General features: G+C 70.2%; 21 protein-coding genes. 13 read left to right on the top strand and 8 right to left on the bottom strand.

Annotation, left to right across the window (positions count from 1 at the left end; all coding sequences use genetic code 11):
• Window positions 1-45 precede the first annotated feature (45 nt).
• Window positions 46-1,398, bottom strand: a complete 1,353-nt coding sequence (locus tag ACIBK4_RS27965) for a beta-1,3-glucanase family protein (RefSeq protein WP_398998744.1) — start codon at window positions 1,396-1,398, stop codon at window positions 46-48.
• Between the two features lie 274 nt (window positions 1,399-1,672).
• On the opposite strand from ACIBK4_RS27965, the gene ACIBK4_RS27960 reads away from it, so the two are divergent.
• Complete coding sequence (locus ACIBK4_RS27960; RefSeq protein WP_398998742.1) at window positions 1,673-2,482, top strand: thioesterase family protein; 810 nt, start codon at window positions 1,673-1,675, stop codon at window positions 2,480-2,482.
• A gap of 21 nt (window positions 2,483-2,503) precedes the next feature.
• Here ACIBK4_RS27960 and ACIBK4_RS27955 read toward each other — a convergent pair whose 3' ends face one another.
• Both ACIBK4_RS27955 and ACIBK4_RS27950 read right to left on the bottom strand, forming a co-directional pair.
• Window positions 2,504-3,301 (bottom strand): SDR family NAD(P)-dependent oxidoreductase, encoded by a 798-nt coding sequence (locus tag ACIBK4_RS27955; RefSeq protein WP_398998740.1) that lies wholly within the window; start codon window positions 3,299-3,301, stop codon window positions 2,504-2,506.
• A 3-nt stretch (window positions 3,302-3,304) separates the two neighbouring features.
• Window positions 3,305-4,837: a long-chain fatty acid--CoA ligase gene (locus tag ACIBK4_RS27950; protein WP_398998738.1), complete on the bottom strand. Its 1,533-nt coding sequence runs from the start codon at window positions 4,835-4,837 to the stop codon at window positions 3,305-3,307.
• A 174-nt stretch (window positions 4,838-5,011) separates the two neighbouring features.
• Between ACIBK4_RS27950 and ACIBK4_RS27945 the strand changes: the two genes are divergently transcribed.
• The 3 genes from ACIBK4_RS27945 (at window position 5,012) to ACIBK4_RS27935 (ending at window position 8,080) form a co-directional block, all read left to right on the top strand.
• Window positions 5,012-5,791: an enoyl-CoA hydratase/isomerase family protein gene (locus ACIBK4_RS27945; protein WP_398998736.1), complete on the top strand. Its 780-nt coding sequence runs from the start codon at window positions 5,012-5,014 to the stop codon at window positions 5,789-5,791.
• A gap of 74 nt (window positions 5,792-5,865) precedes the next feature.
• Entirely contained in the window at window positions 5,866-6,924 is a 1,059-nt protein-coding gene (locus ACIBK4_RS27940) for a 2,3-butanediol dehydrogenase (protein WP_398998735.1), read from the top strand.
• Window position 6,925: 1 nt separating this feature from the next.
• Window positions 6,926-8,080 (top strand): acyl-CoA dehydrogenase family protein, encoded by a 1,155-nt coding sequence (locus ACIBK4_RS27935; RefSeq protein WP_398998732.1) that lies wholly within the window; start codon window positions 6,926-6,928, stop codon window positions 8,078-8,080.
• A 43-nt stretch (window positions 8,081-8,123) separates the two neighbouring features.
• On the opposite strand, the gene ACIBK4_RS27930 is transcribed toward ACIBK4_RS27935, so the two are convergent.
• A complete protein-coding gene (locus ACIBK4_RS27930; RefSeq protein WP_033279363.1) occupies window positions 8,124-8,831 on the bottom strand; it encodes a TetR/AcrR family transcriptional regulator in 708 nt (235 codons plus the stop codon).
• A 141-nt stretch (window positions 8,832-8,972) separates the two neighbouring features.
• On the opposite strand from ACIBK4_RS27930, the gene ACIBK4_RS27925 reads away from it, so the two are divergent.
• Window positions 8,973-10,955, top strand: coding sequence for a pyruvate dehydrogenase complex E1 component subunit beta (locus tag ACIBK4_RS27925; protein WP_398998728.1), 1,983 nt, complete (start codon window positions 8,973-8,975; stop codon window positions 10,953-10,955).
• 61 nt (window positions 10,956-11,016) lie between these two features.
• Here the strand turns inward: ACIBK4_RS27925 and ACIBK4_RS27920 are convergent, their stop codons facing one another.
• The gene (locus tag ACIBK4_RS27920) at window positions 11,017-12,066 is read right to left on the bottom strand and encodes a cyclase family protein (protein ID WP_318019772.1); all 1,050 of its coding nucleotides are present in this window, start codon (window positions 12,064-12,066) and stop codon (window positions 11,017-11,019) included.
• 156 nt (window positions 12,067-12,222) lie between these two features.
• Between ACIBK4_RS27920 and ACIBK4_RS27915 the strand changes: the two genes are divergently transcribed.
• A complete protein-coding gene (locus tag ACIBK4_RS27915; protein WP_398998726.1) occupies window positions 12,223-12,621 on the top strand; it encodes a nuclear transport factor 2 family protein in 399 nt (132 codons plus the stop codon).
• 50 nt (window positions 12,622-12,671) lie between these two features.
• Complete coding sequence (locus tag ACIBK4_RS27910; protein ID WP_390161063.1) at window positions 12,672-13,070, top strand: nuclear transport factor 2 family protein; 399 nt, start codon at window positions 12,672-12,674, stop codon at window positions 13,068-13,070.
• 66 nt (window positions 13,071-13,136) lie between these two features.
• On the opposite strand, the gene ACIBK4_RS27905 is transcribed toward ACIBK4_RS27910, so the two are convergent.
• Complete coding sequence (locus ACIBK4_RS27905; protein WP_398998724.1) at window positions 13,137-14,765, bottom strand: flavin-containing monooxygenase; 1,629 nt, start codon at window positions 14,763-14,765, stop codon at window positions 13,137-13,139.
• A 244-nt stretch (window positions 14,766-15,009) separates the two neighbouring features.
• On the opposite strand from ACIBK4_RS27905, the gene ACIBK4_RS27900 reads away from it, so the two are divergent.
• From ACIBK4_RS27900 to ACIBK4_RS27875, 6 genes are read left to right on the top strand one after another with little or no spacing between them, the layout of a single operon-like run.
• Entirely contained in the window at window positions 15,010-15,405 is a 396-nt protein-coding gene (locus ACIBK4_RS27900; RefSeq protein WP_398998722.1) for a carboxymuconolactone decarboxylase family protein, read from the top strand.
• A 55-nt stretch (window positions 15,406-15,460) separates the two neighbouring features.
• A complete protein-coding gene (locus tag ACIBK4_RS27895; protein WP_398998719.1) occupies window positions 15,461-16,201 on the top strand; it encodes an SDR family NAD(P)-dependent oxidoreductase in 741 nt (246 codons plus the stop codon).
• A gap of 43 nt (window positions 16,202-16,244) precedes the next feature.
• The gene (locus ACIBK4_RS27890; protein WP_398998717.1) at window positions 16,245-17,450 is read left to right on the top strand and encodes an NAD(P)/FAD-dependent oxidoreductase; all 1,206 of its coding nucleotides are present in this window, start codon (window positions 16,245-16,247) and stop codon (window positions 17,448-17,450) included.
• A gap of 28 nt (window positions 17,451-17,478) precedes the next feature.
• Window positions 17,479-17,673: a ferredoxin gene (locus ACIBK4_RS27885; RefSeq protein WP_033279370.1), complete on the top strand. Its 195-nt coding sequence runs from the start codon at window positions 17,479-17,481 to the stop codon at window positions 17,671-17,673.
• Window positions 17,674-17,724: 51 nt separating this feature from the next.
• Window positions 17,725-18,966 carry a cytochrome P450 gene (locus tag ACIBK4_RS27880; RefSeq protein WP_398998714.1) on the top strand — a complete coding sequence of 414 codons (1,242 nt, stop codon included), beginning with the start codon at window positions 17,725-17,727 and terminating at the stop codon, window positions 18,964-18,966.
• Window positions 18,967-19,003: 37 nt separating this feature from the next.
• Window positions 19,004-19,921 (top strand): SDR family NAD(P)-dependent oxidoreductase, encoded by a 918-nt coding sequence (locus ACIBK4_RS27875; RefSeq protein WP_398998712.1) that lies wholly within the window; start codon window positions 19,004-19,006, stop codon window positions 19,919-19,921.
• 46 nt (window positions 19,922-19,967) lie between these two features.
• Here ACIBK4_RS27875 and ACIBK4_RS27870 read toward each other — a convergent pair whose 3' ends face one another.
• Both ACIBK4_RS27870 and ACIBK4_RS27865 read right to left on the bottom strand, forming a co-directional pair.
• On the bottom strand, window positions 19,968-20,693 hold the full coding sequence (locus ACIBK4_RS27870) for a class I SAM-dependent methyltransferase (RefSeq protein WP_398998710.1): 726 nt from the start codon (window positions 20,691-20,693) through the stop codon (window positions 19,968-19,970).
• Window positions 20,694-20,856: 163 nt separating this feature from the next.
• Complete coding sequence (locus ACIBK4_RS27865) at window positions 20,857-23,358, bottom strand: SpoIIE family protein phosphatase (RefSeq protein WP_398998708.1); 2,502 nt, start codon at window positions 23,356-23,358, stop codon at window positions 20,857-20,859.
• Window positions 23,359-23,475 lie beyond the last annotated feature (117 nt).

Raw genomic sequence — 23,475 nt, 5'->3', positions numbered from 1 at the left:
CGCCCTTCCTGACGAGGGCGGCCCCGTTTCGCCGTGCGTCCGTGCCTACCAGCCGACGGCGACCAGCAGCCACTGCGGGTTGGCGTGCGAGATGAACGAGGACTGGCCCGCGACATCGTCGTAAGGGAAGCCGTAGGCAAGCTGGTTGATGGCGTTGTCGTGCCAGAACTTGGCGTAGTAGTTGGCGGGCGCCGCCTTGTAGAACTGCGCCGGGTCGGACTGCTGCGACGCCGGCAGGGTCGCCACATGGCGGTTGAGGGCGGCGCACATGGTGGGGTCGGCGGCCAGCGAACCCGCGCAGCCGAAGATGTCGGAGGTCGCCGCGTTCACGCCCACCGACTGGGCGTACGACGTGAAGTAGTTGGCGTTGGCACCGCCCGCGCGGAAGCTCGGGTCGCTGCCGGGCGCGATGATCCGGTACGGCGCCTGGGTCTGGGCCAGCACCTTGAACTGGCTCGGCACCGCGTCGGTGAACCGCTGGAAGGTGGTCGCGCGGTCCTCGGCGAAGGTCGCCCGGTTCTCGCCGACCTCGGTGTCGTAACCGTCCTTGCTGTGCAGGCGCATGGCGAGTTTGAGGCCGAAGGCGTCGACGCGGGTGGTGTTGCCGTTGAAGACGTTGGAGCCGACCGTGAACTCGATGAAGTCGTAGTAGGAGCTGGTGGGCGAGCCCAGGTAGAAGTACATGCGGCCCGCGGAGTTGGCGGGCATGTCCAGGTAGGGCTGCTCGGCGATGGAGTGCGTCTGCCCGTTGAAGCTCCAATACACCTGGCTGTCCGGGTACTTGCCGTTGGTGCGGTTGAGGATCTTCACCTCCACGGCGTTGTTGGCCGCCGGAATGTCGCTGGTGCTGCCCCAGAAGTCGTCGGGCGGGGTGGTGCTGCCGGGGCCGTAGACCTGGAACTCCCAGAGGGAGTAGCCCCATTGGGTGGCCCGGGCGGTGCCGTACAGCCGGACGTAGCGGCCGCTGCCGGTGACGGTGAGGTTCTGGGTGCCGCCGGTGGCGGTCGTGGTGGAGTAGACCGTGGTCCAGGTGGTCGCGTCGGTGGAGGTCTGGATCTGGTAGCCGGTGGCGTACGCGGCCTCCCAGTTGAGCGTGACGCGGGTGATCTGTTGGACCGTTCCCAGGTCCACCTGAAGCCACTGCGGGTCGGCGAAGGCGGAGGACCAGCGGGTGCCGGTGTTGCCGTCGACGGCCGCGCTCGCGGGGAAGGACCCGCTCTCGGTCGAGGAGGCGGTGGCGGGCCGCCCTTGGGACAGGAGTTGGTCGGCGGCCCGGGCGGGCGAGGGGCTCAGGGCGGCGAAGAAGGCGACGATCAGGACGACGACCAGACCGAGAGCCGTACGGGAGCGCACGGCTCCGGTCGGAGGTCTGGCGGAGATGCCGGTGGACGTCTGCATGGAGGGTCTCCTCAGTGGGGTTGGGAGCGCTCTCCCCGGGTTGTAGTCCCGCCCCTGCCCGCCGTCAACAACTGAAGCCGAATCAGCGGGAGTTCGTCGATGCGGGCGCCGATGGCACGACTTCCGTTCAGGACCCGACCTCAGTCCGCGCCCCAGTCCTCCTCCTCTCTCCATCACTTGACGCGTCCGGTACGGACCTTTCCGCAGGTGGCAGAGTGGTCACCGGAACAGAGCACGGCACGCACGGTGAGAACAGCCTTGGGAGAGAAGTCCGTTGAACCCCGGAACCCCGGTCCCCGACAGCTACTACGAGCGCATCGACGAGCACCGCTACAAGCCCACCGCTCACGCGGGCGGCGCCTGGGACCCGGACGAGCTGCACTTCAGCCCGCTCGGCGGGCTCGTCGTCCACGCCATCGAGCGCCAGTTGGCGGCGCGGCCGGGCGGCGACGGACTGGTGATGGCGCGGATCAGTTACGACATCCTGGGGCGGCTCGCCCTCGACGAGTGCGAGATCCGGGTGGAGGTCGTCCGTCCTGGCCGCACGATCGAGCTGGTCGAGGCCGTGGTGCTGGTCGCCGACCGGCCGGTGGTGCGGGCCCGGGCCTGGTTCCTCGCCGCGATCGACACCGCTGCCGTCGCGGGCGGCCCGGACCAACGGCTCACCCCTCCCGAGGAGTTGGCCCCCTGGAAGATGAGCGCGCTGTGGCCCGGCGGATACATCGCCTCCGTGGACGTACGGCCGCTAGCGCCACCGCAACCGGGCCGGACGACCGCCTGGGTCTCCACCCGGCACGCCCTCGTCGCCGGTGAGCCCAGCAGCCCGCTCGCGTCCTACCTCGCGCTCGTCGACACCGCGAACGGCATCGCCGTACGCCAGCCGCCGACCGCCTGGATCTACCCGAACGTCGACCTCACCGTCCACCTGCACCGCCAACCCGTGGGCGACTGGACCGGGTTGGACACGACGGTCACCTTCGGGCCCACCGGACAAGGCCTGACGAGCACCGTGCTGCACGACGTCGACGGCCCGGTGGGACACGCGCTCCAGATGCTCACCGTGCGGCCCGCGCCGGAGCGGTGACCGCGCTCATGATCAATACAGCTACCGCGCGGTCCAGCCGCCGTCCACCGTGAGGGTCGTCCCGGTGACGAAGCGGGACGCGTCGGAGGCGAGGAAGACGGCGGCGCCGCCGAGTTCGGAGACGTCGCCGACGCGGCCCAACGGCGTGCTGTCGACGATGCGTTCGCCCCAGCGGCTGGCCAGCAGGCCGGAGCTGAGGTCGGTGTGGAAGTAGCCGGGCGCGAGGGCGTTGACGCGGACCCCGCGGTCGGCCCATTCCACCGCGAGGGACTTGGTGAGGGCCTCGACCCCGCCCTTGCTGGCGGCGTAGGCGGCGATCCGCTCGAAGCCGGTGCGGGCGTGCACCGAGGAGACGTTGACGATCGAGCCGTACCGCTGCTCCAGCATCACCTTGCCCGCCTCGCGGCAACAGTAGAAGGTGCCTTGGAGGTTGACGTCGAGGACCTGTTGCCAGTCCTCGTCGGTGACGCGCTCGCTGCGGGTGAAGTGGGGGCTCGTACCGGCGCAGTTGACGACCGCGTCGAGGCGGCCGGTGCCGTCGGTGATGCGCCCGACGATGGTCCGTACGGCGGTGGAGTCGGCGACCGAGCCGGGCAGGACGAGCACTTTGCCGCCGTGGGCGGCGAGTTCGGCCTCCAGGCTCTCAAGGTCCGCCGCAGTACGGGCCGTTGCGGCCACGGTGGCACCCGCCTGGGACAGGGCGACGGCGATCGCCCGCCCCAGCCCCTTCCCGGCGCCCGTCACCCACACCGTCCGTCCGTCGAGCCGGAGTTGGGCATTCACGTCGTTCACGTCGCTCCCGTCGTTCACGTCCGTCATGGCTCAGCCCTTCGCGGGGAGATCGCGCAGGGTCCGCTTGAGGACCTTGCCGGACGGGGTACGGGGCAGCTCGTCGACGATGTCGAAGCGGGCCGGCACCTTGAACTTGGCCAGGCGCGCCCGGCAGAACTCCCGTAGTTCCTCCGGGCCCGCGCTCTCGCCGGGCCTGAACACCACGAAGGCGCGCGGGACTTCACCCCAGCGGGGATGGTCGATCCCCACCACGGCAGCCTCCAGGACGGCGGGGTGCTCGTACAGCACCCGCTCCACCTCGGGCGTGGCGATGTTCTCGCCGCCGGAGACGATCATGTCCTTCTTGCGGTCGTCGATGAAGAGGAAGCCGTCCTCGTCGACGTGCCCGATGTCCCCGGTGTGGAACCAGCCGTCCCGGATCGCCGCCGCCGTGGCCTTCTCGTCGCGCCAGTACCCGGCGAAGACCTTGGGCCCGCGCAGGGTGATCTCGCCGAGCTCACCGGCCGGAACCTCGGCCCCCGTGTCGTCGACGATCCGCACGCGCGTGTGCGGCACGGGACGCCCGACCGAGCCCAGCTTGGACAGCGCGTGCTCGCGGTCGAGGAAGGTGTCGCCGGAGACGGTCTCGGTCAGGCCGTAGGCGTCGGCGAACCAGGCGTTGGGGAACGCGGTCATGATGCGCCGGAGCACCGGTTCGGGGGTCTTCTCGCCGCCGCCGAGGATGAACCGCACCGAGCTGGTGTCGTACTCCTCGCGGCCGGGGACCTCCAGGACCGCGTTGACCATGGCGGGCGCCAGCCACACATTGGTGACTCGGTGCTTCTCGATCTCCTCCAGCACGGCCTGCGGGTCGAACCTGCGCTGGAGTACGACACCGCCGCCCGCGTACAGGACCCCGAGGGCCGGCATGTCCAGACCGCCCACGTGGTAGAGCGGCCCGCAGACCAGCGTGGTGTCCGCCGCCGTCAGACCGAAGTGGACGATGTGGGCGAGGTTCTTCGCCTGGAGGTTTCCGTAGGTGATGCGGACGCCCTTGGGGCGTGAGGTGGTGCCGGAGGTGTACATGAGCCGCTGGAGATCGTCGAGCCCGACGTCCACGGGCTCGACCCGCTCGCCCTTGTGCCGGGCCAGCAGGTCCTCGTAGCCGATCCAAGGCTCCTGGGGCAGGTCGCCGCCGATCAGCACGCGGTGTTCCAGATCGGTGAGACACCCGGCACTGCGCTCCACCGCCCGCACGAACTCGGGCTCGGTGACGATCACCTTGGCCTGGGCGTGCCCCAGGATGTACTGCCATTCCTCTTCCGAGAGGCGGTAGTTGAGCGGCAGGAAGACCGCGCCCAGCAGATTGGTCGCATAAACCAGCTCCAGGAACTCCGGCTGGTTGTAGAGCAGCAGACCTACGACATCGCCGCGCCCGACGCCCAGTTCGGCCAGCCCGGCGGCCAACTGGTGCACCCGTTCATGCAGATGACGGACCGTCAGACTGCGTCCTTCCTGCGTGACGGCCACGGCGTCGGGCCGCTGGGCCAGGTGGTGGTCGAGGATGCTCGCGAAATTGTGCACGGCGACTCTCTCGCTCGGCGGCCGGAAATGTCCCGACCGGTCGGTTGCCCGCTCCCAAGATTTAGTGTACCCCTTGGTCTATAAAACCTGGGAGCCGCACTGTACGACGGAGCGTCCGCGACGACAACCGTCCGCGCACACGCAAAGTCGCTTCGCCGACGAGGAGGGTTCTTCGTGCCACGCATCCGGCTCGACACCGACGGACCGGTCGTCACGGTCCGCCTCGACAACCCGCCGATGAACGCCTTCGACTCCCTCCAGAGAGAGGAGCTGGCCACCTGCGTACGCGGGCTGGCCGACTCCCCCGCCGTACGGGCCGTGGTGCTCCACGGCGGCGAACGGCTCTTCGCCGCCGGCGCCGACATCAAGGCCCTGGCCGCGATGGGCCCGGAGGAGATCCGCGGCTGGAACCGCGCGCTGCAGCGCACCTTCGACGAGGTCGCCCGCCTGCCCATGCCGGTGATCGCGGCGGTCACCGGCTACGCCCTGGGCGGCGGCATGGAACTCGCCCTGGCCGCCGACTACCGCGTGGCGGCACAGGACGCGGTCTTCGCCCAGCCGGAAGTCCAGTTGGGGATCATGCCGGGCTCGGGCGGCACCCAACGCCTGACCCGCCTGATCGGCCCGTCCCGCGCGAAGAACCTCCTGATGACAGGCCGCAGAGTAAAGGCGGAGGAAGCCCTACGACTGGGCCTGGTCGACGAGGTCGTCCCCACCGGCACCGCCCTGCAGGCCGCCCTGACCTACGCCCACCAACTCTCCGAGGGCCCACCCGCAGCCCTGGAAGCCATCAAAGAGGCAGTGGACCACGGCACGGACGCCAGCATGTCGACCGGCCTGGCTCTCGAACGCGCCCTGTTCACAGGCGTGTTCGCGACCAAGGACGCCGAGACGGGCCTCAACTCATTCCTCAACTCCGGTCCTGGCAAAGCAAGGTTCAGCGCCCCCACCTAAGGGGCGCGGGGAACTGCGCGACCAGCCCCCACCGGGCCCGCAGCCAAAAATCAACGTGAAAGGGGCGGAAAAACATGGAGGCACTCGTCTGGCACGGTGCACAGGATCTCCGTTTCGAAGAGGTGGCCGAGCCCCCCGACCCGGCGCCCCACGAGGCCGTCGTAGAAGTGACGTGGTGCGGAGTCTGCGGAACGGACCTGCACGAGTACCTAGAAGGCCCCCACATGATCCGAGAGGGCCCCCACCCCCTCACCGGCACCAAGCCACCCCTCGCCCTGGGCCACGAACTCAGCGGCACAGTGGTCGCGTTGGGAGCGGACCTGCCCGGCGTCAAGGTCGGCGACCGAGTAACCGCGGACCCGGTCTGGCGCTGCGGCACCTGCTTCTGGTGCACGCGCGGCGAGTACCACATCTGCCCCAAGAGCGGCTCGGTCGGCCTCGCCTCCCCCGGCGCCTTCGCAGAACGCGTCACCGTCCCACTGGCCGGCCTCACCCGCATCCCGGACAACGTCAGCGACGAACTCGCCGCCGTGGCCGAGCCGTTGGCGGTCGGCCTGCACGCGGTGACCCGGGCCGGGGTCAAACCAGGCGACAACGTCCTCGTCGTCGGCGGCGGCCCGATCGGCGTAGCCGTGGTCCTCGCCGCCCAAATCGCGGGCGCCGCAGGCCTGTTCGTGAGCGAACCCCTCGCCGGCCGCCGCGAGATGCTGCTCGGCATCGGCGTCACCGAGGCCTTCGACCCGCGCGAGACGGACGTACGGCGTGAGGTGTTCGTGCGAACGAACCGCATCGGCCCGGACGTCGTCATCGACGCGACCGGCGTACCCGCGCTCGCCGGGCAGGCCGTGTCGATCGTGCGGCGCGGCGGACGGGTCGTGCTGGCCGGGGTCGGACACGGCAGCGTCGAGTTCGACATGGGCCAACTCGTCTTCTACGAGCGGTCGGTGGTCGGCACGCTCGGCTACAACTTCGACATCCCGCGCGTGATCGATCTGATGAGCACCGGACGCCTGGACGCCTCCGCCCTGATCACCGGCCGTTTTCCGCTCTCGGGAGGAGCCGGTGTCTTCGAGGACCTGGCCGCCGACCGGGCCAAGCACCTGAAGGTGCTGCTGACCCCGAAGGGACTGTGACATGGACTTCGACCTGCCCGAGGAGACCCTCGCTCTCCAGGACATGGTCCGCGAGTTCGCGGCCAACGAGATCACGCCCCACGCGGCCGAGTGGTCCGAGAACGAGATCTTCCCGACCAAGGTCTTCACCAAGCTGGGCGAACTCGGCCTGATGGGCATGCTGGTGCCGGAGGAGTACGGCGGGGCGGGCTCGGACACGGTCACCTATGTCGCGGTGATGGAGGAACTCGGCGCCGCCGACCAGTCGGTGGCCTCCTCGTGGAACGCGCACTCGACGATCGGCACGCTGCCGTTGCTCGCGTACGGCACCGAGGAGCAGAAGCGGCGCTGGCTGACCCCGCTGGCCAAGGGCGAGGCGATCGGCGCGTTCGGGCTGACCGAGCCGGACGCGGGCTCCGACGCGGCCGGGATCGCGACCACCGCCCGCCGGGCGGACGGGGGTTGGGTGATCAACGGCACCAAGATGTTCATCACCAACGCGGGCACCGACATCAGCCAGGGCGTCACCCTGCTGGCCACGACGGGCAAGGGCGCGGACGGACGCAAGGGGTACGCGACCTTCTACGTGCCGACCGGGACGCCCGGTTACACGGTCGGCGCCAAGCTGAAGAAGCTCGGCTGGCACGCCATGGACACAAGGGAGTTGGTGTTCACCGACTGCTGGGTCTCCGACGACCATCTGATCGGCGAGGAGGGCAACGGGCTCAGGCAGTTCCTGTCCGTGCTCGACGGCGGCCGGATCAGCGTGGCGGCGTTGGGGCTCTCGCTGGCCAAGGCCGCTCTGGGCCTCGCGGTCAAACACGCCAAGGAACGGCACCAGTTCGGGCGTCCGCTCTCCGACTTCCAGGCCGTGGCGCACAAGATCGCCGACATCGGCACGGAGTACCAGGCCGCCCGGTGGATGGTCTACCGCGCCGCGTGGCTCGCCGACCAGGGGCGCCCGCACAGCACGGAGGCCGCCATGGCCAAGCTGTACGCCTCCGAGGTCGCCAACAGGGCGGCCTCCCAGTCGCTGCAGATCCACGGCGGCTACGGGTACGTGCGGGAGTCGGAGATCTCCCGTTTCTACGCCGACGCCAAGATCCTGGAGATCGGCGAGGGCACCAACGAGATCCAGCGCAATGTCATCGCCAGGGCCCTGGTCCAGGGCGCGTGAGCGGGCGGGATCCGCGGTGCGCGGTGGCGCACCGCGGGTCCGGTCAGCTCGCCACGGCGACCGCTTCCCACAACGCCTCGGGATCGAGGGGCAGTTCGGGCCGGGCCCGCTTGAACTCGGCGGCCAGTGCCTCGACGTCCGGGAGGTCGCCGACGGACGCGGCGAATCCGCGGAACAGGGTCGAGCAGTACTCGCCCGACAGGAACGCGGCGTCCCAGCTGCCGTCCGGCCGCACCCACTGGTAGGTGTGGTTGTGCAGGTTGAGGAACTGGAGGGTGGCCAGGTGCGGTTCGACCGCGCGGAAGGTCCCCTCCTCGACGGCCTCCGTGAGCAGGCCGGTGATCAGCAGCTCGAAGTCGGAGCGCTGCCGCAGCACGATCTCCAGTTCCTTGCCGCTGAGGCTGCGGTAGTCGTGCTCGTAGACCCAGATGTGGTCGAGCCTGCGGAAGATGATCGTCAGCAGCGACTCGGACAGCAGCCGCAACCGCAGCAGCGGGACCTCGTCGAGGGCCGCGATCTCCTTGGCGCGGGCCAGCAGCGGGCCGAGCACCCGCGACTGGATCTCGATCAGCAGGTTCTCCTTGGAGCCGATGTAGTAGTACAGGGCACCCTTGGCGAGCCCGACCGCGCGGCCCAGGTCGTTGATGGAGGTCGCGGCGTAGCCCTGCTGCGCGAACAGGGACGCGGCGGTGTCGATGATCTTCTGGCGTCTGACTTCGAAGCCCGGCCCATGACCCGGCGGTCGTGGCATCTCTTCTCTCCCCTTGCCGTGACGACGTGCGTGCTGTCCCGGGGCCGCACAGGCGCCGGATCGTGGCACGCCTGGGGGAAGCAGTCCCGGGGACGTCGCTCTAGTTTGCTAGACCAAACGGTACATTAAAGCGAGGACCGTATGACTCAGGCATCGCATCACACCGGCACCGGCGCCGCACAGACGGACCGGCTCCTGGAGATGTACCGGCGGATGCGCCGCATCCGCCGCTTCGAGGAGCGGGCGTCCGATCTCTACAAGGCGACGGAGATCCCGGGCTTCCTGCATCTGTCGATCGGGCAGGAGGCGAGCGCCGTGGGCGCCTGCTGGCCGCTGGGCCCGCGGGACGGCATCACCTCCACCCACCGCGGCCACGGCCACGTCCTGGCCAAGGGCCTGGACTCGGCGTCGATGATGGCGGAGCTGATGGGCAAGGAGGCGGGCACCTGCCACGGCCGCGGCGGCTCGATGCACATCGCGGACCCCGGTCTCGGGATCTACGGCGCGAACGGCATCGTCGGCGCGGGCCTCCCGATCGCCGCCGGGGTCGCGACGGCCGCGAAACTGCGGGCGGCCGGTGACGTGGTGGTGGCGTTCTTCGGGGACGGGGCGGTGGCCCAGGGCATGTTCCACGAGGCCGTGAACCTGGCCGCCGTATGGGATCTGCCGGTCGTCTTCCTCTGCGAGAACAACCATTACTCGGAGTTCTCGCCCGAGGCCGAGCAGCACCGCGCCCCGCTCTCCGCGCGCGCCGCCGGGTACGGCGTCGAGTACCAACACGTGGACGGCAACGACGTGTTGGCCGTGGCGCAGACCATGACCGGGATCGTCGCGCGGCTGCGCGCGGGCGGCGGGCCGGTGCTGCTGGAGGCGGAGACGTACCGCTGGCATGGCCACTACGAGGGTGACCCCGAGCGCTACCGCCCCGCCGAGGAGGTCGCCGCCGCGAAGGAACGCGACCCGCTGCTGGTGGCCCGTCGGCAGTTGGACGCGGCGGCGGCCGACGCCGTGGACGAGGAGATCGACAAGGAGATCGAGGCGGCGATCGACTGGGCGCGGAGCCTGCCGGAACCCGCCCCGGAGACCCTGCACGACTACGTCTCGGCCCCCCGCCTCCCCGTCCCCGAGCCCGCGCCGCTCCCGGCCGACGCCGAGATCTTCCGCTCCATGGACGCCGTACGACTGGCTCTTGAGCACGAACTCACCACGGATCCAAGCGTGTTCGTCGCCGGGATCGACGTCGGCGCGGGCGGCAACGTCTTCGGGCTGACCCGCGGACTCGCCCAGGCCTTCCCGGGCCGGGTGCGGGACACCCCGATCAGCGAGAGCGCCGTCGTCGGTACGGCGGTGGGGGCGGCCATGGCCGGCATGAAGCCGGTGGTCGAGATCATGTACATGGACTTCATCGGCGTCTGCCTCGACATGCTACTCAACCAGGCCGCCAAACTACGCTTCATGACCGGCGGCCGGGCCTCGATGCCCCTGGTCGTCCGCACCCAGTTCGGCGCGGGCCGCTCCTCGGGCAGCCAGCACTCGCAGAGCCTGGAGGCCATCCTCGCCCACATCCCCGGCCTGACGGTCGTGATGCCGTCCAACCCGGCTGACACGTATGGCCTGTTGCGCGCCGCGATCCAGGACCCCAACCCGGTGGTCTTCGTGGAGAACCGGCTCCAGTACGGCCTCAAGGGCCCCAAGCCCCCGGCCGACCATCTGATCCCGTTGGGCAAGGCGAAGGTCGTCCGCGAGGGCACCGACATCACCCTGGTCTCCTGGTCGCGGATGGTCCAAGACGCCCTGGCCGCAGCCGAGTTGCTCGCCGGGGAGGGCATCAGCGTCGAGGTGATCGACCTGCGCACGATCTCCCCGCTGGACCGCGAGACCGTCCTCGCGTCCCTCGCCAAGACCAACCGCCTGGTCATCGCGCACGAGGCGGTACGCGACTTCGGCGTCGGCGCCGAACTCGCCGCCATGGCCGTCGACGAGGGCTTCTGGCACCTGGACGCCCCGGTCACCCGGGTGGCCCCGCCGCCGGTCCCGGCGCCGTACGCACCCTCGCTGGAGCGGGTGTGGCTGCCGTCGCGGGACACGATCGCGGAGACGCTGCGGCGGATCGCCGCGGTCTGAACGGGACGTACGACGGAGGGGCCCCCGGGATTCCGGGGGCCCCTCCGTCGTGGATCAGCCGTCAGACGGTCGCGACCGGCGTGAGCGGACTTCCCTGTGTCCCCGGCAGGTTGAGCGGGGGCGCCGTGAGCAGGAAGCGGCTGCGGTCGTGCTCGCGCAGCCAGGCCGCCAGCTTCTCCAGGTACCACAACTCGCCGAGCGGGACGCCCAGTTTGAAGAGGCAGAGGTTGTGGATCGGGAGCAGCGAGTGCGGGGTGTTGTCCTCGGGGCCGACGCCCACGCCCTCGACGGCGTAGTTGTCCGAGACCAGCGCGGAGATCTGCGACTCGGCGATCCACTCCAGGAGCGCCGGGTCGAACGCGTCGAGGTAGGAGGCCGTGGTGTGGATGCCCACGGGGTCCGGGTTCTTGCCCCAGGCCATCACCGCGGTGTCGAAACCGGTGTGCAGGAGGAGCATGTCACCGGGTTCGACGACGATGTTGTCCGCCGCCATGATCTCCTGAAGGGTCTTCAGGTTGACCGGCTGCCAGGCGTTGCCCAGGTGATGCGCCAGGTCGACCAGGACGCCCCGGCCCTGGACCCCGTGCTCGGCCATGTGCTCCAGGCCGAGGTGGCGGGCGAAGCCGAGGGTGCCGCTGCCGTCGCCCTTGGCGTCCTCCTGCGGTCCGACGATGTCGGTGTCCGCACGGAACCCGTTGTAGTAGACGGCCTCGGCGACACCGTCGCCGTCGGCGTCGAATTCCTGGCCCTGGTGGGCCAGCGCGTCCCACTGCGTCGAGTACTGCAGCCAGAGGGTCACCACGTCGTCGGACCACACATCCGTGAGGTGCGGCGAGAAGTGCTCCCGCCCCCTGATGTTGTAGAAGACGTCCTGCTTGTGTTCGAGGTCCTCGGTGGGCCGCAGGATCGGAGGGTAGCGCCGCTGGTTCAGCTCGCTCCCGCCCGGATAGTCGAGCGGCAGGCTCAGGCTGAAGCTGATCCCGTGCTCGACCTCGCGGACCCCCTGGAGGACCTTCTCGGGGGTGAGCAGGTTGATCCGGCCCAGCTCGTCGTCCTCGCCCCAATCGCCCCACGTAGAGCCCGGCGGACGCTGCTTCCAACGCTTCGTCATGATCACGCCTCCTTCGGCGACAGTCCCCGTTGACCAGCCGCCCGCATGTTATTTGTGATTGTACCGATCGGTCAACGAATCCGAAGCGCACCCCTCCCTTTATCTTCGACTCATCAATAGACTGAGTGGTCGAAACACCTGACCTTGGAGCGAAGAATGAGCGAATCCACACAGGCGTGGGTCGTGGCGGGCGTACGGGCCGTACTCGGCGCGCACACCCAGGCCCAGGACGCCGGCCGCACCGACGAGGTCGTCGCGCAGTACGCGCCCGACGGCGTCCTGGAGATCCCGGGCATGGACCCGGTCGAGGGGCGCGACGCGATCCACGCGGCCTTCAAGGGCTGGGAGCCGGTCCGGCCGCAGCTCCACCTGGTCACCAACACCGTCGTGACGTCCACGGGCGAGGACGAGGCCCGCGCCCTGAGCGACGTGGTCTTCCTCCAGCGCGGCGACGCGGGCTGGGCGGTGGGCGTGGTCGGGCACTACGACGACACGCTGCGCCGGTACGACGGCACCTGGCTGCTGCAGCGCAGGAAGACCACGTACCAGGCGTAACCGCCGTCCCCCACAACCTTCTTGACCTTCCTTCCCGACCCTGGAGTGAGATGACCACCACGATCGACGCGTCCGTCACGGCGGCCGTGCAGACCGCCATCGCCGCCTACGCCCAGGCCCTGGACGCCGGACGGGCCGACGACATCGCCGAGCTGTACACGGCGGACGGCGTCGCCGAGATAGTCGGCATGGCCAAGTTCGAGGGCCGCGAGGCGATCCGCCAGGGCTTCGGCGGATTCGCGCCCCAGGCACCGCAGTTGCACCTGATCGCCAACACCGTCGTCACCTCCGCGACCGAGGACGAGGCGACGGCCACCAGCAACCTGGCGTTCTTCGCGCGCGGCGACTCCGGCTGGAGCGTCCAGATGGTCGGGCGCTACGACGACGTGCTGCGTCGCGAGGACGGCGTCTGGCGCTTCCGGCAGCGGGTGACGACCTTCGCGGAGTAGGAGCGGCGCGCGGGAACCCGGACGCCCGTGCCGCCCACGTCCAGGGCGGCACGGGCGTCCGGGCGTTCAGGCGTCCGGGGTCTCGGCCTTGGAGAGGACGAAGGTCGGGAACTCGTTCTCCTTCACGGCCTTGATCGCCTCCAGGAGCGCCCACCGGCCCGTCGGGTTGAGGAGCTGCTTCACCGGCTTGCCGGGGATGTTGCCGCCGTAGAAGTAGCTGCTCTCCAGGAAGGAGGACATCGTGCTGTTGTTCATGCTGTCCGTCCACTCCTCCTCGGCGGCCTCGGTCACCTCGATGACGTCGTAGCCGCTGTCCCGGGTGTGGACGAGGGCGTCGGTGATGATCTCCACCTGGTCGCCGGCGTAGCGCGGGTTGTTGCCGGTCGCGCCGTGCGGGCCGCCGGGGAAGAAGAAGTTGGGGAAGCCGGCCGTGGCGACACCGAGGTAGGTGCGCGGGCCGTCGGCCCAGTACTCCTTCAGCGGGAGGCCCTGACGGCCTTGCACACCAAGCCTGTTGAGGGCGCCGGTGCCGAAGTCGTAGCCGGTCGCCCAGATGATGATGTCGAACTCCTCGACACCGTCGGCGGTTTCGATGCCGTCCTCGGTGATGCGGGTGATCGGCGTGGTGTTGATGTCGACGAGGGAGACGTTCGGCTTGTTGTACGTCTCGTAGTAGCCGGTGCCGAAGGGGGGCCGACGGCCGCCGTAGCCATGGGCCTTCGGGATCAACTTGTCGGCCGTCGCAGGGTCCTTGACGATGCCGCGGATCTTGTCGGCCATGAACGCGCACCACTCCGCGTTGACGGTCTCGTTCGACAGCATGTCCATGTAGTGCTCGGTCAGCTTGGTGAAGCCGGGGCCGTTCCACCGCTCCTCGTAGAACGCCTGGCGGTCCTCCGGGCTGTCGTCGAGGCCGGAGCGCATGACGATCTGGTGCAGGAAGCCGCTCGGCGAGGTGTTCAGCGTCTCGCGGATGGACTCGAAGTTCGCCCTCAACTCCACCTGTTCCTCAGGGGTGATGGGCCCGTTGTTGAGCGGCGTGAGCCAGTCGGCGTCCTTCTGATACACCGTCAGCTGTGCTACGTCGTCGGCGATCGCGGAGATGATCTGCACCCCGCTGGAGCCGGTGCCGATCTGGGCCACCCGCTTGCCGGTGAAGTCGAGGGGCGTCTTCGGCCAGCGCGCGGTGTGGTGCTGCGCGCCGCGGAAGTCGTCGCGTCCCGGGATGTTCGGGATGAACGGCACCGAGAGGTTGCCGGTCGCGGCGACGACGTAGCGGGCCCGGACCTCGGTGCCGTCGCTGCCCCGGACGGTCCAGGTGCCGGAGGGCTCGTCGAAGACGGCCGAGGTCACCTTGACGCCGGTGCGGATGTCGCGCCGCAGGTCGAACTTGTCGACGACGTGGTTGAAGTAGCGCTCGATCTCGGGCTGGCCCGCGAACCGCTCCGACCACTCCCACCCCTCCCACAGCTCCTTCGAGAACAGGTAGCCGTAGGTGTAGCTCTCCGAGTCGAAGCGCGCCCCGGGGTAGCGGTTCCAGTACCAGACGCCGCCGACACCGGTGCCCGCTTCCAGGAGCCGGGTGGAGAACCCGGCCTCGCGGGCCTTGTACAGCTGGTAGATGCCCGTGACACCCGCGCCCAGGACCAGCACGTCCACCCTGTCCTGGACCGCCGGCTTCGAAGTTTCGCTCATTTGCCCTCCATGGTGACTGGGGCTGCGGCTCCCACATGAGCCTGGTTTGATAGTTCGACCAGTCGGTCGAATATTCAGACCGAGAGTAGATGAGGGGCTGGGCCCGATCAATGGCGATGACGGAGAGAGCTCGGACCAGCCATATCCGTTCAGGCATTGATTGTACCGACCGTTTGATCTAACTTTCGCTTGGGACGAATGCAATCGCATGAACCGGGAGTCGTGCATGAACCGGGAGTCGGGCATGAGCGCCGAAGACATCAAGCAAACCCCCGATCTGCGCGTCGCGGGACTGAAAGCCCTGCGGGCCGCGCTGCCCGGGGTGGTCCCCGCGGAGGGTGATCTCGACATGCGGGACGGCAAGCTCGGCGAGGATCTCGTCGAGATCGGCCTGTCCACCGTGTGGGGCGCGCTGTGGGGCCGTGAGGGTCTCGCCCCGCGCGACCGCAGCCTGGTCACCCTCGGCATCCTGATCGCGCTCGGCGCCGAGACCGAGCTGAAGACCCATGTCCGGGTCGCCCTCACCAACGGTGTGACCAGGGACGAGCTGGCCGAGATCCTCTACCACTCCGCCGGGTACACCGGCTTCCCCCGGGCCGTCGCCGCCCGCACCGCGGCCCGCGAGGCCCTGGGCGAATAGCCGAACCACCGGTGTCCGGCCCTCCGGCACCGCGCACGAGCGCAAGGGAGCGCACATGTCACTTCAAGGGAAGGTCGCCGTCGTCACCGGCGGCGGCCGCGGTATCGGCCAGGCGATCGCCACGGTGCTCGCGGCCAGGGGAGCCGCAGTCGCGGTGTGGGACCTGAACAGCGAGGGCGCCGAGAAGACCGCGGCGGCCATCCAGGAATCCGGCGGTACGGCGATCGCCGTCCCCGGCGACGCGGCCGAGGCCGGCGCCGTGGCCCGGGCGGCCGCCCGCACCCGCGAGGAGCTCGGCCCGGTCACGATCCTCGTCAACAACGCGGGCATCACGGCCTACGAGCCGTTCACGAGCATCTCCGAGGCGTCCTGGGACCGCATGATCGGGATCAACCTCAAGGGCCCGTTCCTCGTCACCAGGGAACTGGTGCCCGACATGGTCGAGGCGGGCTGGGGCCGGATCGTCAACATCTCCTCGTCCTCCGCGCAGACCGGCGCGCCCGCCATGGCCCACTACGCGTCCTCCAAGGGCGGCGTGATCGCCCTCACCCGGGCCCTCGCGGTCGAGTACATCGGCAAGGGCATCACCGTGAACCACGTGCCGCCCGGCTTCATCGACACCCCCCTGGTCCGCGAGGGCCCGGTCGACGTGGAGGCGGCCGCCGCCACCATGCCGATGAAGCGGGCCGGCGAGCCGGAGGACATCGCCTACGCGGTGGCGTACCTCGCCTCCGAGGAAGCCGCCTACGTCACCGGCCAGACCCTCAGCGTCAACGGCGGGCGCTACCTGGCGTGAGCGCCGCCCAGACCATCGCACCAACGCTGCAACGGAGCAGAACATGAGCATCGAGGACGACACCGGGGCCGTGGCCCACGTGCTGGTGGTGGGCGCCTCCGCGTCCGGGCTGACCACGGTGGAGGCCCTGAGGCGCAAGGGCTACCCGGGCCGGATCACGGTGCTCGGCGCCGAGCCGCACGCCCCGTACGACCGTCCGCCGCTCTCCAAGCAGATCCTCTCCGGCGCCTGGGAACCGGGCCGGGCCGCACTGCGCACCGAGGAGATGCTGTCCGGCCTCGACACCGAGTTCGTGTACGGCGATCCAGCGGTCGCCCTGGACACCGCGACCCGGACCGTACACACCGAGTCCGGGCGCGAACTGAGCGCCGACGCGATCGTGATCGCCACCGGCGTACGGCCCCGAGTCCTGCCCGGACAGGGCGAGTTGACCGGTGTGCATGTGCTGCGCACCCTCGACGACGCGCTCGCCCTGCGCACGGATCTGCTCGCCGGGTCACGTCTGGTGGTCGTCGGCGAAGGGGTGCTCGGCTCCGAAATCGCCGCCACCGCACGGACGTTGGGCCTGGAGGTCACCCTCGCGGGCCCGCTGACGGGACCGCTGGCCCTCCAGGTGGGCCCGCTGGTGTCGGGGCTGCTCGCGGAGCTGCACACCGAGCGGGGGGTGCAACTCCGGCTGGGCAACGGCGTCGTGGGCCTGACCGGCGCCCAAGGCCGGGTCACCGGCGTCGAGTTGAGCACCGGCGAGGTACTGCCCGCCGATGTGGTCGTGGTCGCGATCGGGGCGACCCCGGCGACCGAGTGGCTGGCCGACAGCGGGCTCGAACTCGACAACGGCGTGGTGTGCGACTCCCGTTGCCAGGCAGCGCCGGGGATCTACGCCGTCGGTGACGTGGCCCGCTGGCACCATGAACAGCTCGGCCGGCTGATCCGGCTGGAGAACCGCACCAACGCCACCGAGCAGGCCATGGCGGTCGCCGGGGCGATCCTTGGCGACGACCGGGCGTACGAGCCGGTGCCGTACTTCTGGACCGATCAGTTCGACGCCAAGCTCCAGGTGCACGGGTTCCTGCCGGCCGACGCCGAAGTGGACGTCGTGGACGGGGAGTTGGCGGCCCGCCGGTTCGTCGCGCGCTACCGCAGCGGCGGCCGGGTCACCGGGATCCTCGGCTGGAACATGCCCAAGCAGGCCAGACAGCGCCGTCAGGAGATCGTCGACGCGGTCCCCTCCCCCGCTCCCGCCCACTGAACGACCCGGAACGATCAGGAGAGTTGCCATGAAGGTTGTCGTCGACGAGGACAAATGCGTCGCCGCCGGGCAGTGCGTCGCCGCCGCCATGGACGTGTTCGACCAGCGCGACGAGGACGGCATCGTCGTCCTGCTGAACGAGAACCCGCCGGCCGAACTGGCCGACGACGTACGGAACGCCGCGGCGGTGTGCCCCGCGCTGGCGATCCGCATCGAGGAATGACCGCCCCTCCCCTCATCGCCCTTCCCCCCACCCTCACCTGGAGGAACGACCATGTCCGAGGCCGAGACGGAACTCGCCGCCCCTGACGCGGAACTCTTCGACTACCCGGGCGCGCGCGACCGCACCTGCCCGTTCGCCCCGCCCGCCGGACTGCGCGCCCTGAACGAGACGGCGCCCGTGTCCCGGGGCCGGATCTGGGACGGCAGCACCCCGTGGCTGGTGACCGGGCACGCCGCACAGCGCGTGATCCTGTCCGACCCGCGGGTCAGCTCCGACGACAAGCAGCCCGGGTTCCCGTACCCGAACGAGGCGATGGCGGAGAACGCTCCCCATCACCCGCTGACCATCTTCAACGCCGACGGCGCCGACCACACGCGGATCCGCCGCATGATGACGGCTCCGTTCACGCGCAACCGGATGGAGAAACTGCGGCCGGAGATCCAGCGGTTCACCGACGAGCTGATCGACAGGATGCTCGCGGGCCCGAACCCGGCGGACCTGAACGCCGCGCTGTCGCTGCCGCTGCCCTCGCTGATGATCTGCGCGCTGCTCGGAGTGCCGTACGAGGACCACGAGTTCTTCCAGGAGCACGCCTCGCTGGCGACCCGGAGCGACAAGACCGCCGAGCAGGACCGGGCGGCGAACCAGGCGCTCGGCGGCTATCTGGCCGGGCTGCTCCAGAAGCGGATGGAGGAGCCGAGCGACGACGTCATCTCGGACTTCGCCGGGCGGATCAAGGCGGGCGAGGTCACCCTCCCCGAGGCCGTCATGCTCTGCATGATCCTGCTGATCGCCGGCCACGAGACCAGCGCCAGCATGATCACCCTGGGCACCGCCCTGCTCCTCCAGAACCCCGAGCAACTCGCCCTGCTGCGCGGCACGGACGACCCCAAGGTCGTCGCGAACGCGGTCGAGGAGATCCTGCGTTATCTGACGATCCCGGCGCTCGGGCAGCGGCGGATCGCCGCCGAGGACATCGAGATCGAGGGCGTCACCATCCGGGCCGGCGAGGGCATCGTCGTCGCGCTGCCCGCGGGCAACTGGGACCCGGCGGCCTTCCCCGAGCCGGAGAGGTTCGACATCTCCCGCGAGGCACGGCACCACCACGCCTTCGCCTGGGGCATCCACCAGTGCCTGGGCCAGCAGCTCGCCCGCATCGAACTCCAGGTCGTCTACGGCACGTTGTACCGCCGCGTCCCGACCCTCCGACTGGCCGTCGGCTTCGACGAGTTGAGGTTCCGCCGCGACGACGCGCTCGCCTACGGCCTGCACGAGCTGCCGGTCGCCTGGTAGCACCCACGCTGTCACCCGCACACAACTGGAGTCACCCATGAGCGAGTTCGGCTTCGAAGGACGCGTAGCCGTCGTCACCGGCGCGGGCCGCGGCCTCGGCCGCGCCTACGCCCGTCTGCTGGCGGAACGCGGGGCGAAGGTCGTCGTCAACGACCTGGGCGGGTCGATGGAGGGCGAGGGCTCGGACGCCGGACCCGCGCAGAAGGTCGTCGACCAGATCGTCGCCGCCGGTGGAGAGGCCGTGGCGGACACCCACGACGTGTCCACGCAGGCGGGCGGCGAGGCCATCATCGCGACCGCGATCGAGAGCTTCGGCCGGATCGACGTCCTCGTCAACAACGCCGGGATCATCCGCTACGCGGGCCTGCCGGAGATCGAACTCGACAACCTGGAACGGCACTTGGCCGTCCACCTGCTCGGCTCCTTCAACACGATGCGCGCCGCCTGGCCGCACTTCGTCGAGCAGGGCTACGGCCGGGTCGTCCTCACCACCTCCAGCGGCATGTTCGGCATGGACAACAACCTGTCCTACGCCGCCGCGAAGGCGGGCACGGTCGGTATGGCCCGCAGCGCGAAACTGGCCGGTGAGCCGCACAACATCAAGGTCAACCTGATCGCACCGGCCGCGATGACCCGGATGGGCGGCGGCCCCGAGGAGGAGCCCGCGGAGACCGCGGAGGGCATGCCGTACATGCCGTCTGCGGCCGTCGCGCCGATGGTGGCCTATCTCGCGCACGAGGACTGCCCGGTGAGCGGGGAGATCTACACGGCCGGTGCGGGGCGGTTCGCGCGGGTCTTCCTGGCCTCGACGGAGGGGTACGCGCACGAGGGGGGCGACGCGTCGGTCGAGGACGTGGCGAAGAACTGGGACGCGATCAACGACGAGAAGGGCTACTACGTGCCCGCGGACCTGATGGCGTGGTCCGGCTCGTTCCTGAAGCACCAGTTCGGCTAGGACGGACCGGGGGAGGCGGTGAGCCGCCCCGCCTCCCCCGGTCGCCTCAGGCCGTACGGCCCGCGATGTGCCACTTCGACGGCAGTTCGATGCGGGCGCCGTCGGCCGTGAACTCCGTGGTGATCAAGGGGAGTTCGCCACTCGCGATGACGGTGAGGCCGGCCGCGCGGAGGAGTTCCGGCACCTCGTCGTCGGACACCTCGCCGGGCGCGATGCCGTGGCGGAGGACCGGGGCGAGTTTCGCGGGCGGCCCGGCCGGGTCCTGGGCCAGCTCGCCGATGATCGGGCGGGCGGCCTCGGCGAGTTCGACGAGGAAGACGTGGCCGCGCTCCCCGACGAGCGCGGCGATCCCGTCCACCATCGGCTGCCGGTCGTCGGGCTCGGCCTGGTGCAGGACGCCCCTCATGTAGACGTTGGCGTCGCCGAGTTCCGCGTGCAGGGTCTCGACCTCGGTCTTGTCGGCGGCGTCCAGCAGCCGGTACGTCGCCTGCCCGGCCGGGTCGGCCTGCCGGGCGTGGTCGAGGGCCGCGGCGGACAGGTCGGCGCCGACGACATGGCTGAACCGGTCGGCGAGGAAGCGGGTCTGCGTACCGTTGCCGCAGCCGAGGTCGATCATCTGGAGGCCGGGGTCGCGCAACTTCGGTTCGAACAGGGCGAGATGGAGTCCCACCGTCTGGGCCGCCGCCGCGTCCCAGAAGACTGCTCCCTGTCCGTCGGGCGCCTCGCGCCAGAAACCTTCCCAGGCCTCCCGGTACCGACTGGTCACGCTCATGCCCAACTCCCCAGGATACGAGGCCGTTCCGCCATAAGTGACGGGCCAGTACGGTCTATCGCGCTCCCGGTGCCGCTCACAAGCACACGGCGCATTCCTTCACGGCTCATTCGATCCGCGTACCCCGATGTGCGCCTCGTGCGCCCCCTCGGTCACCTGCGATTCAGCGGCGGGGCAGGGTGAGTTCGAACCAGACGGTCTTGCCCGTGGTCGTACGGCTGGCGCCCCACTCGCGGGCGAGGACGCCGACCAGGTGCAGTCCGCGCCCGAACTCGTCGTCGGGGCCCGCGCCGAGGAGGGACGGCAGGGTGGGGTCGTCGTCGTCCACCTCGCACAGCAGGGTGTCGCCGCGCACCAGACGCAGGGCGATCCGGCGCCCCTGGGAGTGCCGTACGGCGTTGGTGACCAGCTCTCCGGCCAACAGGGCGGCGTTGTCGGCGAGTTGGGCCAGGCCCCACTCGTGGAGCTGTTCGCGGACCATCGCGCGGGCCCGCCCCGCCTCGACCGGGTCGACGGTGAGCCGCCATTCGGCGACGTCCTCCGGCTCGATGCCGTTGAGGCGGGCCATCAGCAGGGCCACGTCGTCCTTGCGGCCGCCGCGGGTGTTGAGGGTGCGGATGATGGTGTCGCAGGCATCGTCCATGGACGCGGCCGGATGCGCGGCCGACTCGCTCAGCGTCGCGAGTCCTACGCCGATGTCCTCGCCGCGCACCTCGACGAGCCCGTCGGTGCACATCACGAGCCGGTCGCCGGGCGCCACCCGCACGCGTACCGCCTCGAAGGGCACCCCGCCGACGCCGATGGGCGCACCCGTGGGCAGGTCGAGCAGCTCGCTGCGGCCGTCCACGGCGCGCACGATCACCGGCGGGATGTGGCCCGCGTTGGCGATGTGGAGTTCGCTCGCGATCGGGTCGTAGACGACGTACAGGCAGGTCGCGAGGTACGAGTCGCCGAGGCGCTGCGCCAAGTCGTCGAGGTTGCGCAGGAGTTGGGCGGGCGGGAGGTCCATGGCGGCCATGGTCTGCACGGCGGTGCGCAACTGGCCCATCATCGCGGCCGAGTTGAGGCCGTGGCCCATGACGTCGCCGACGACGAGCGCGGTGCGGGCGCCGGGCAGTTTCACCGAGTCGAACCAGTCGCCGCCGACCCGCCCGAGCAGCGTTCCGGGCAGATAGCGGGTGGCGATGTCGCAGCCCGCCATGCGTGCCGGGATGTGCGGCAGCATGCTGTCCTGGAGGGTCTCGGCGACGGACTCCTGGTAGGTGTACATGCGCGCGTTATCGAGCACCAGGCCTGCCCGGGCGGCGAGTTCGGCGCCGGTGACGCGGTCCATGTCGTTGAACTCGACGCGCTCCGGGTGACGCAGCAGGATCATGAAGCCGAGGACGACGTTGCGCGCCTTGAGCGGGACGACGAGCATGGAGCGGCCGGTGATGAGCGGCCGGATGTCGCGCTTCTCGAACTGCGAGGCGATCATGTGCCCCATCTGTTCGCTGATGCGCGGCACGAGGACGGGTTCGCCGGTGGTCATGCACTGGAAGAACGGGGTGTGCGCCGGGAACGGCATGGCCTCGCCGACCGGTACGACGTCGTCCCAGCGGCCGGGTTCGTCGGTGTGTTCCAGGGCGACCCGGTGCCACATGGTGGTGGTGTCGGGCACGCCGTCCGGGAACCCCTCGCCGGCGACGACCTGTTCGCGGAGGTAGGTCCCGGCGACATCCGTGAACTTGGGGACGACGGCCTTGCTGACCTCGACGATGGTCTGCGCGAGGTCGAGCGAGGTGCCGATGCATCCGCTGACCTCGTTCAGGAACTCCAACCGCTCGCGTACGGCGACGTATTCGAGGTCCTCGCCCTCGTCCGCGACCTCCTGCGGCAGCGGAAGTCCCTCGGCGACGGCGAGGGCGGCGCGCTCGCGGCGGGCCTTGCGCTCGGCGCGGCGGGCGACGCCCCAGTCGGGGGTCACCGGCACCCGTTCGTTCTGGCTGAACTCCAGGACGGGATAGCCGAGTTCGAGGACCTGCGCGACGATGCGGGCGCTCTCGTCGACACTCATGCTGGGCAGGATCTCGGGGAGCCTGCGGGCGAGTTCGTCGGCGCCGGGGAAGTCGGTGTGATGCGCGAAGCCGGGGGCTATGCGCTCGAAGGCGCGGTCCCCTTCGGGGAGGTCCTGGCGCAGGCCGCCCGCGTCGGCGGCGAGCACGAGCAGCCGCTCCCGTCCGGGGCCGACCAGGGGGTACGCCCACCACAGGACGTCCACGCGGTCACTCCCCCAGCCTTCGGCCCGGGGGACCCCCATCTCGCTTCGCTCGGGGACGGTGAGGCGGGCGCGGCCCGCTGCCGGATAGGACAGACGCCCGTCGAGGGAGGACTCAAGGTCGGGGCCGAGTCCGTCGTAGTCGTCGAACGTGCCGTAGGGGCTGGGCTCTTCGTCGTCGGGCAGGGCGCCGGAGACGGGGAGCAGGTCGACCGCGGTCTGGCCGATGGCCTCTTCCTTGGTGGCGCCGAAGAGGCGTCGGGCGCCGCGGCTCCAGTGGGAGACGAGGCCCTCGCGGTCGATCAGTATCACGGCCAGCGGGATGCGTCCCGCGGCGGTGTGTTCCAGCGCCGTGTCGTCCCCGGCCCCGCGGCCGGGAGACGCCTCCCGCTCGGTGCCACGGTCCATGGCCCAGGCCCTCTCTCCCCACGGCTCCGCAAGATCTGTGCCGCCACCGACCACGCTACGGGGGCGGCCGGTGGCGATGTGTGGCATTCCAGGAATTGGTGCCGACCCGTCGCCCCG

Source organism: Streptomyces sp. NPDC050528 (genome assembly GCF_044457795.1).
Classification (GTDB): domain Bacteria; phylum Actinomycetota; class Actinomycetes; order Streptomycetales; family Streptomycetaceae; genus Streptomyces.
This window is presented reverse-complemented; position numbering and strand designations above follow the sequence as displayed.

What these genes read in the sequence shown, in the direction of transcription:
- ACIBK4_RS27870 (WP_398998710.1), bottom strand. Translation starts at nt 20,693, where the DNA reads ATGAGCGTGACCAGTCGGTACCGGGAGGCCTGGGAAGGTTTCTGGCGC.
- ACIBK4_RS27890 (WP_398998717.1), top strand. Translation starts at nt 16,245, where the DNA reads ATGAGCATCGAGGACGACACCGGGGCCGTGGCCCACGTGCTGGTGGTG.
- ACIBK4_RS27900 (WP_398998722.1), top strand. Translation starts at nt 15,010, where the DNA reads ATGAGCGCCGAAGACATCAAGCAAACCCCCGATCTGCGCGTCGCGGGA.
- ACIBK4_RS27935 (WP_398998732.1), top strand. Translation starts at nt 6,926, where the DNA reads ATGGACTTCGACCTGCCCGAGGAGACCCTCGCTCTCCAGGACATGGTC.
- ACIBK4_RS27940 (WP_398998735.1), top strand. Translation starts at nt 5,866, where the DNA reads ATGGAGGCACTCGTCTGGCACGGTGCACAGGATCTCCGTTTCGAAGAG.
- ACIBK4_RS27955 (WP_398998740.1), bottom strand. Translation starts at nt 3,301, where the DNA reads ATGACGGACGTGAACGACGGGAGCGACGTGAACGACGTGAATGCCCAA.
- ACIBK4_RS27910 (WP_390161063.1), top strand. Translation starts at nt 12,672, where the DNA reads ATGACCACCACGATCGACGCGTCCGTCACGGCGGCCGTGCAGACCGCC.
- ACIBK4_RS27965 (WP_398998744.1), bottom strand. Translation starts at nt 1,398, where the DNA reads ATGCAGACGTCCACCGGCATCTCCGCCAGACCTCCGACCGGAGCCGTG.
- ACIBK4_RS27925 (WP_398998728.1), top strand. Translation starts at nt 8,973, where the DNA reads ATGACTCAGGCATCGCATCACACCGGCACCGGCGCCGCACAGACGGAC.
- ACIBK4_RS27865 (WP_398998708.1), bottom strand. Translation starts at nt 23,358, where the DNA reads ATGGACCGTGGCACCGAGCGGGAGGCGTCTCCCGGCCGCGGGGCCGGG.
- ACIBK4_RS27885 (WP_033279370.1), top strand. Translation starts at nt 17,479, where the DNA reads ATGAAGGTTGTCGTCGACGAGGACAAATGCGTCGCCGCCGGGCAGTGC.
- ACIBK4_RS27915 (WP_398998726.1), top strand. Translation starts at nt 12,223, where the DNA reads ATGAGCGAATCCACACAGGCGTGGGTCGTGGCGGGCGTACGGGCCGTA.
- ACIBK4_RS27895 (WP_398998719.1), top strand. Translation starts at nt 15,461, where the DNA reads ATGTCACTTCAAGGGAAGGTCGCCGTCGTCACCGGCGGCGGCCGCGGT.
- ACIBK4_RS27920 (WP_318019772.1), bottom strand. Translation starts at nt 12,066, where the DNA reads ATGACGAAGCGTTGGAAGCAGCGTCCGCCGGGCTCTACGTGGGGCGAT.
- ACIBK4_RS27875 (WP_398998712.1), top strand. Translation starts at nt 19,004, where the DNA reads ATGAGCGAGTTCGGCTTCGAAGGACGCGTAGCCGTCGTCACCGGCGCG.
- ACIBK4_RS27930 (WP_033279363.1), bottom strand. Translation starts at nt 8,831, where the DNA reads ATGCCACGACCGCCGGGTCATGGGCCGGGCTTCGAAGTCAGACGCCAG.
- ACIBK4_RS27905 (WP_398998724.1), bottom strand. Translation starts at nt 14,765, where the DNA reads ATGAGCGAAACTTCGAAGCCGGCGGTCCAGGACAGGGTGGACGTGCTG.
- ACIBK4_RS27880 (WP_398998714.1), top strand. Translation starts at nt 17,725, where the DNA reads ATGTCCGAGGCCGAGACGGAACTCGCCGCCCCTGACGCGGAACTCTTC.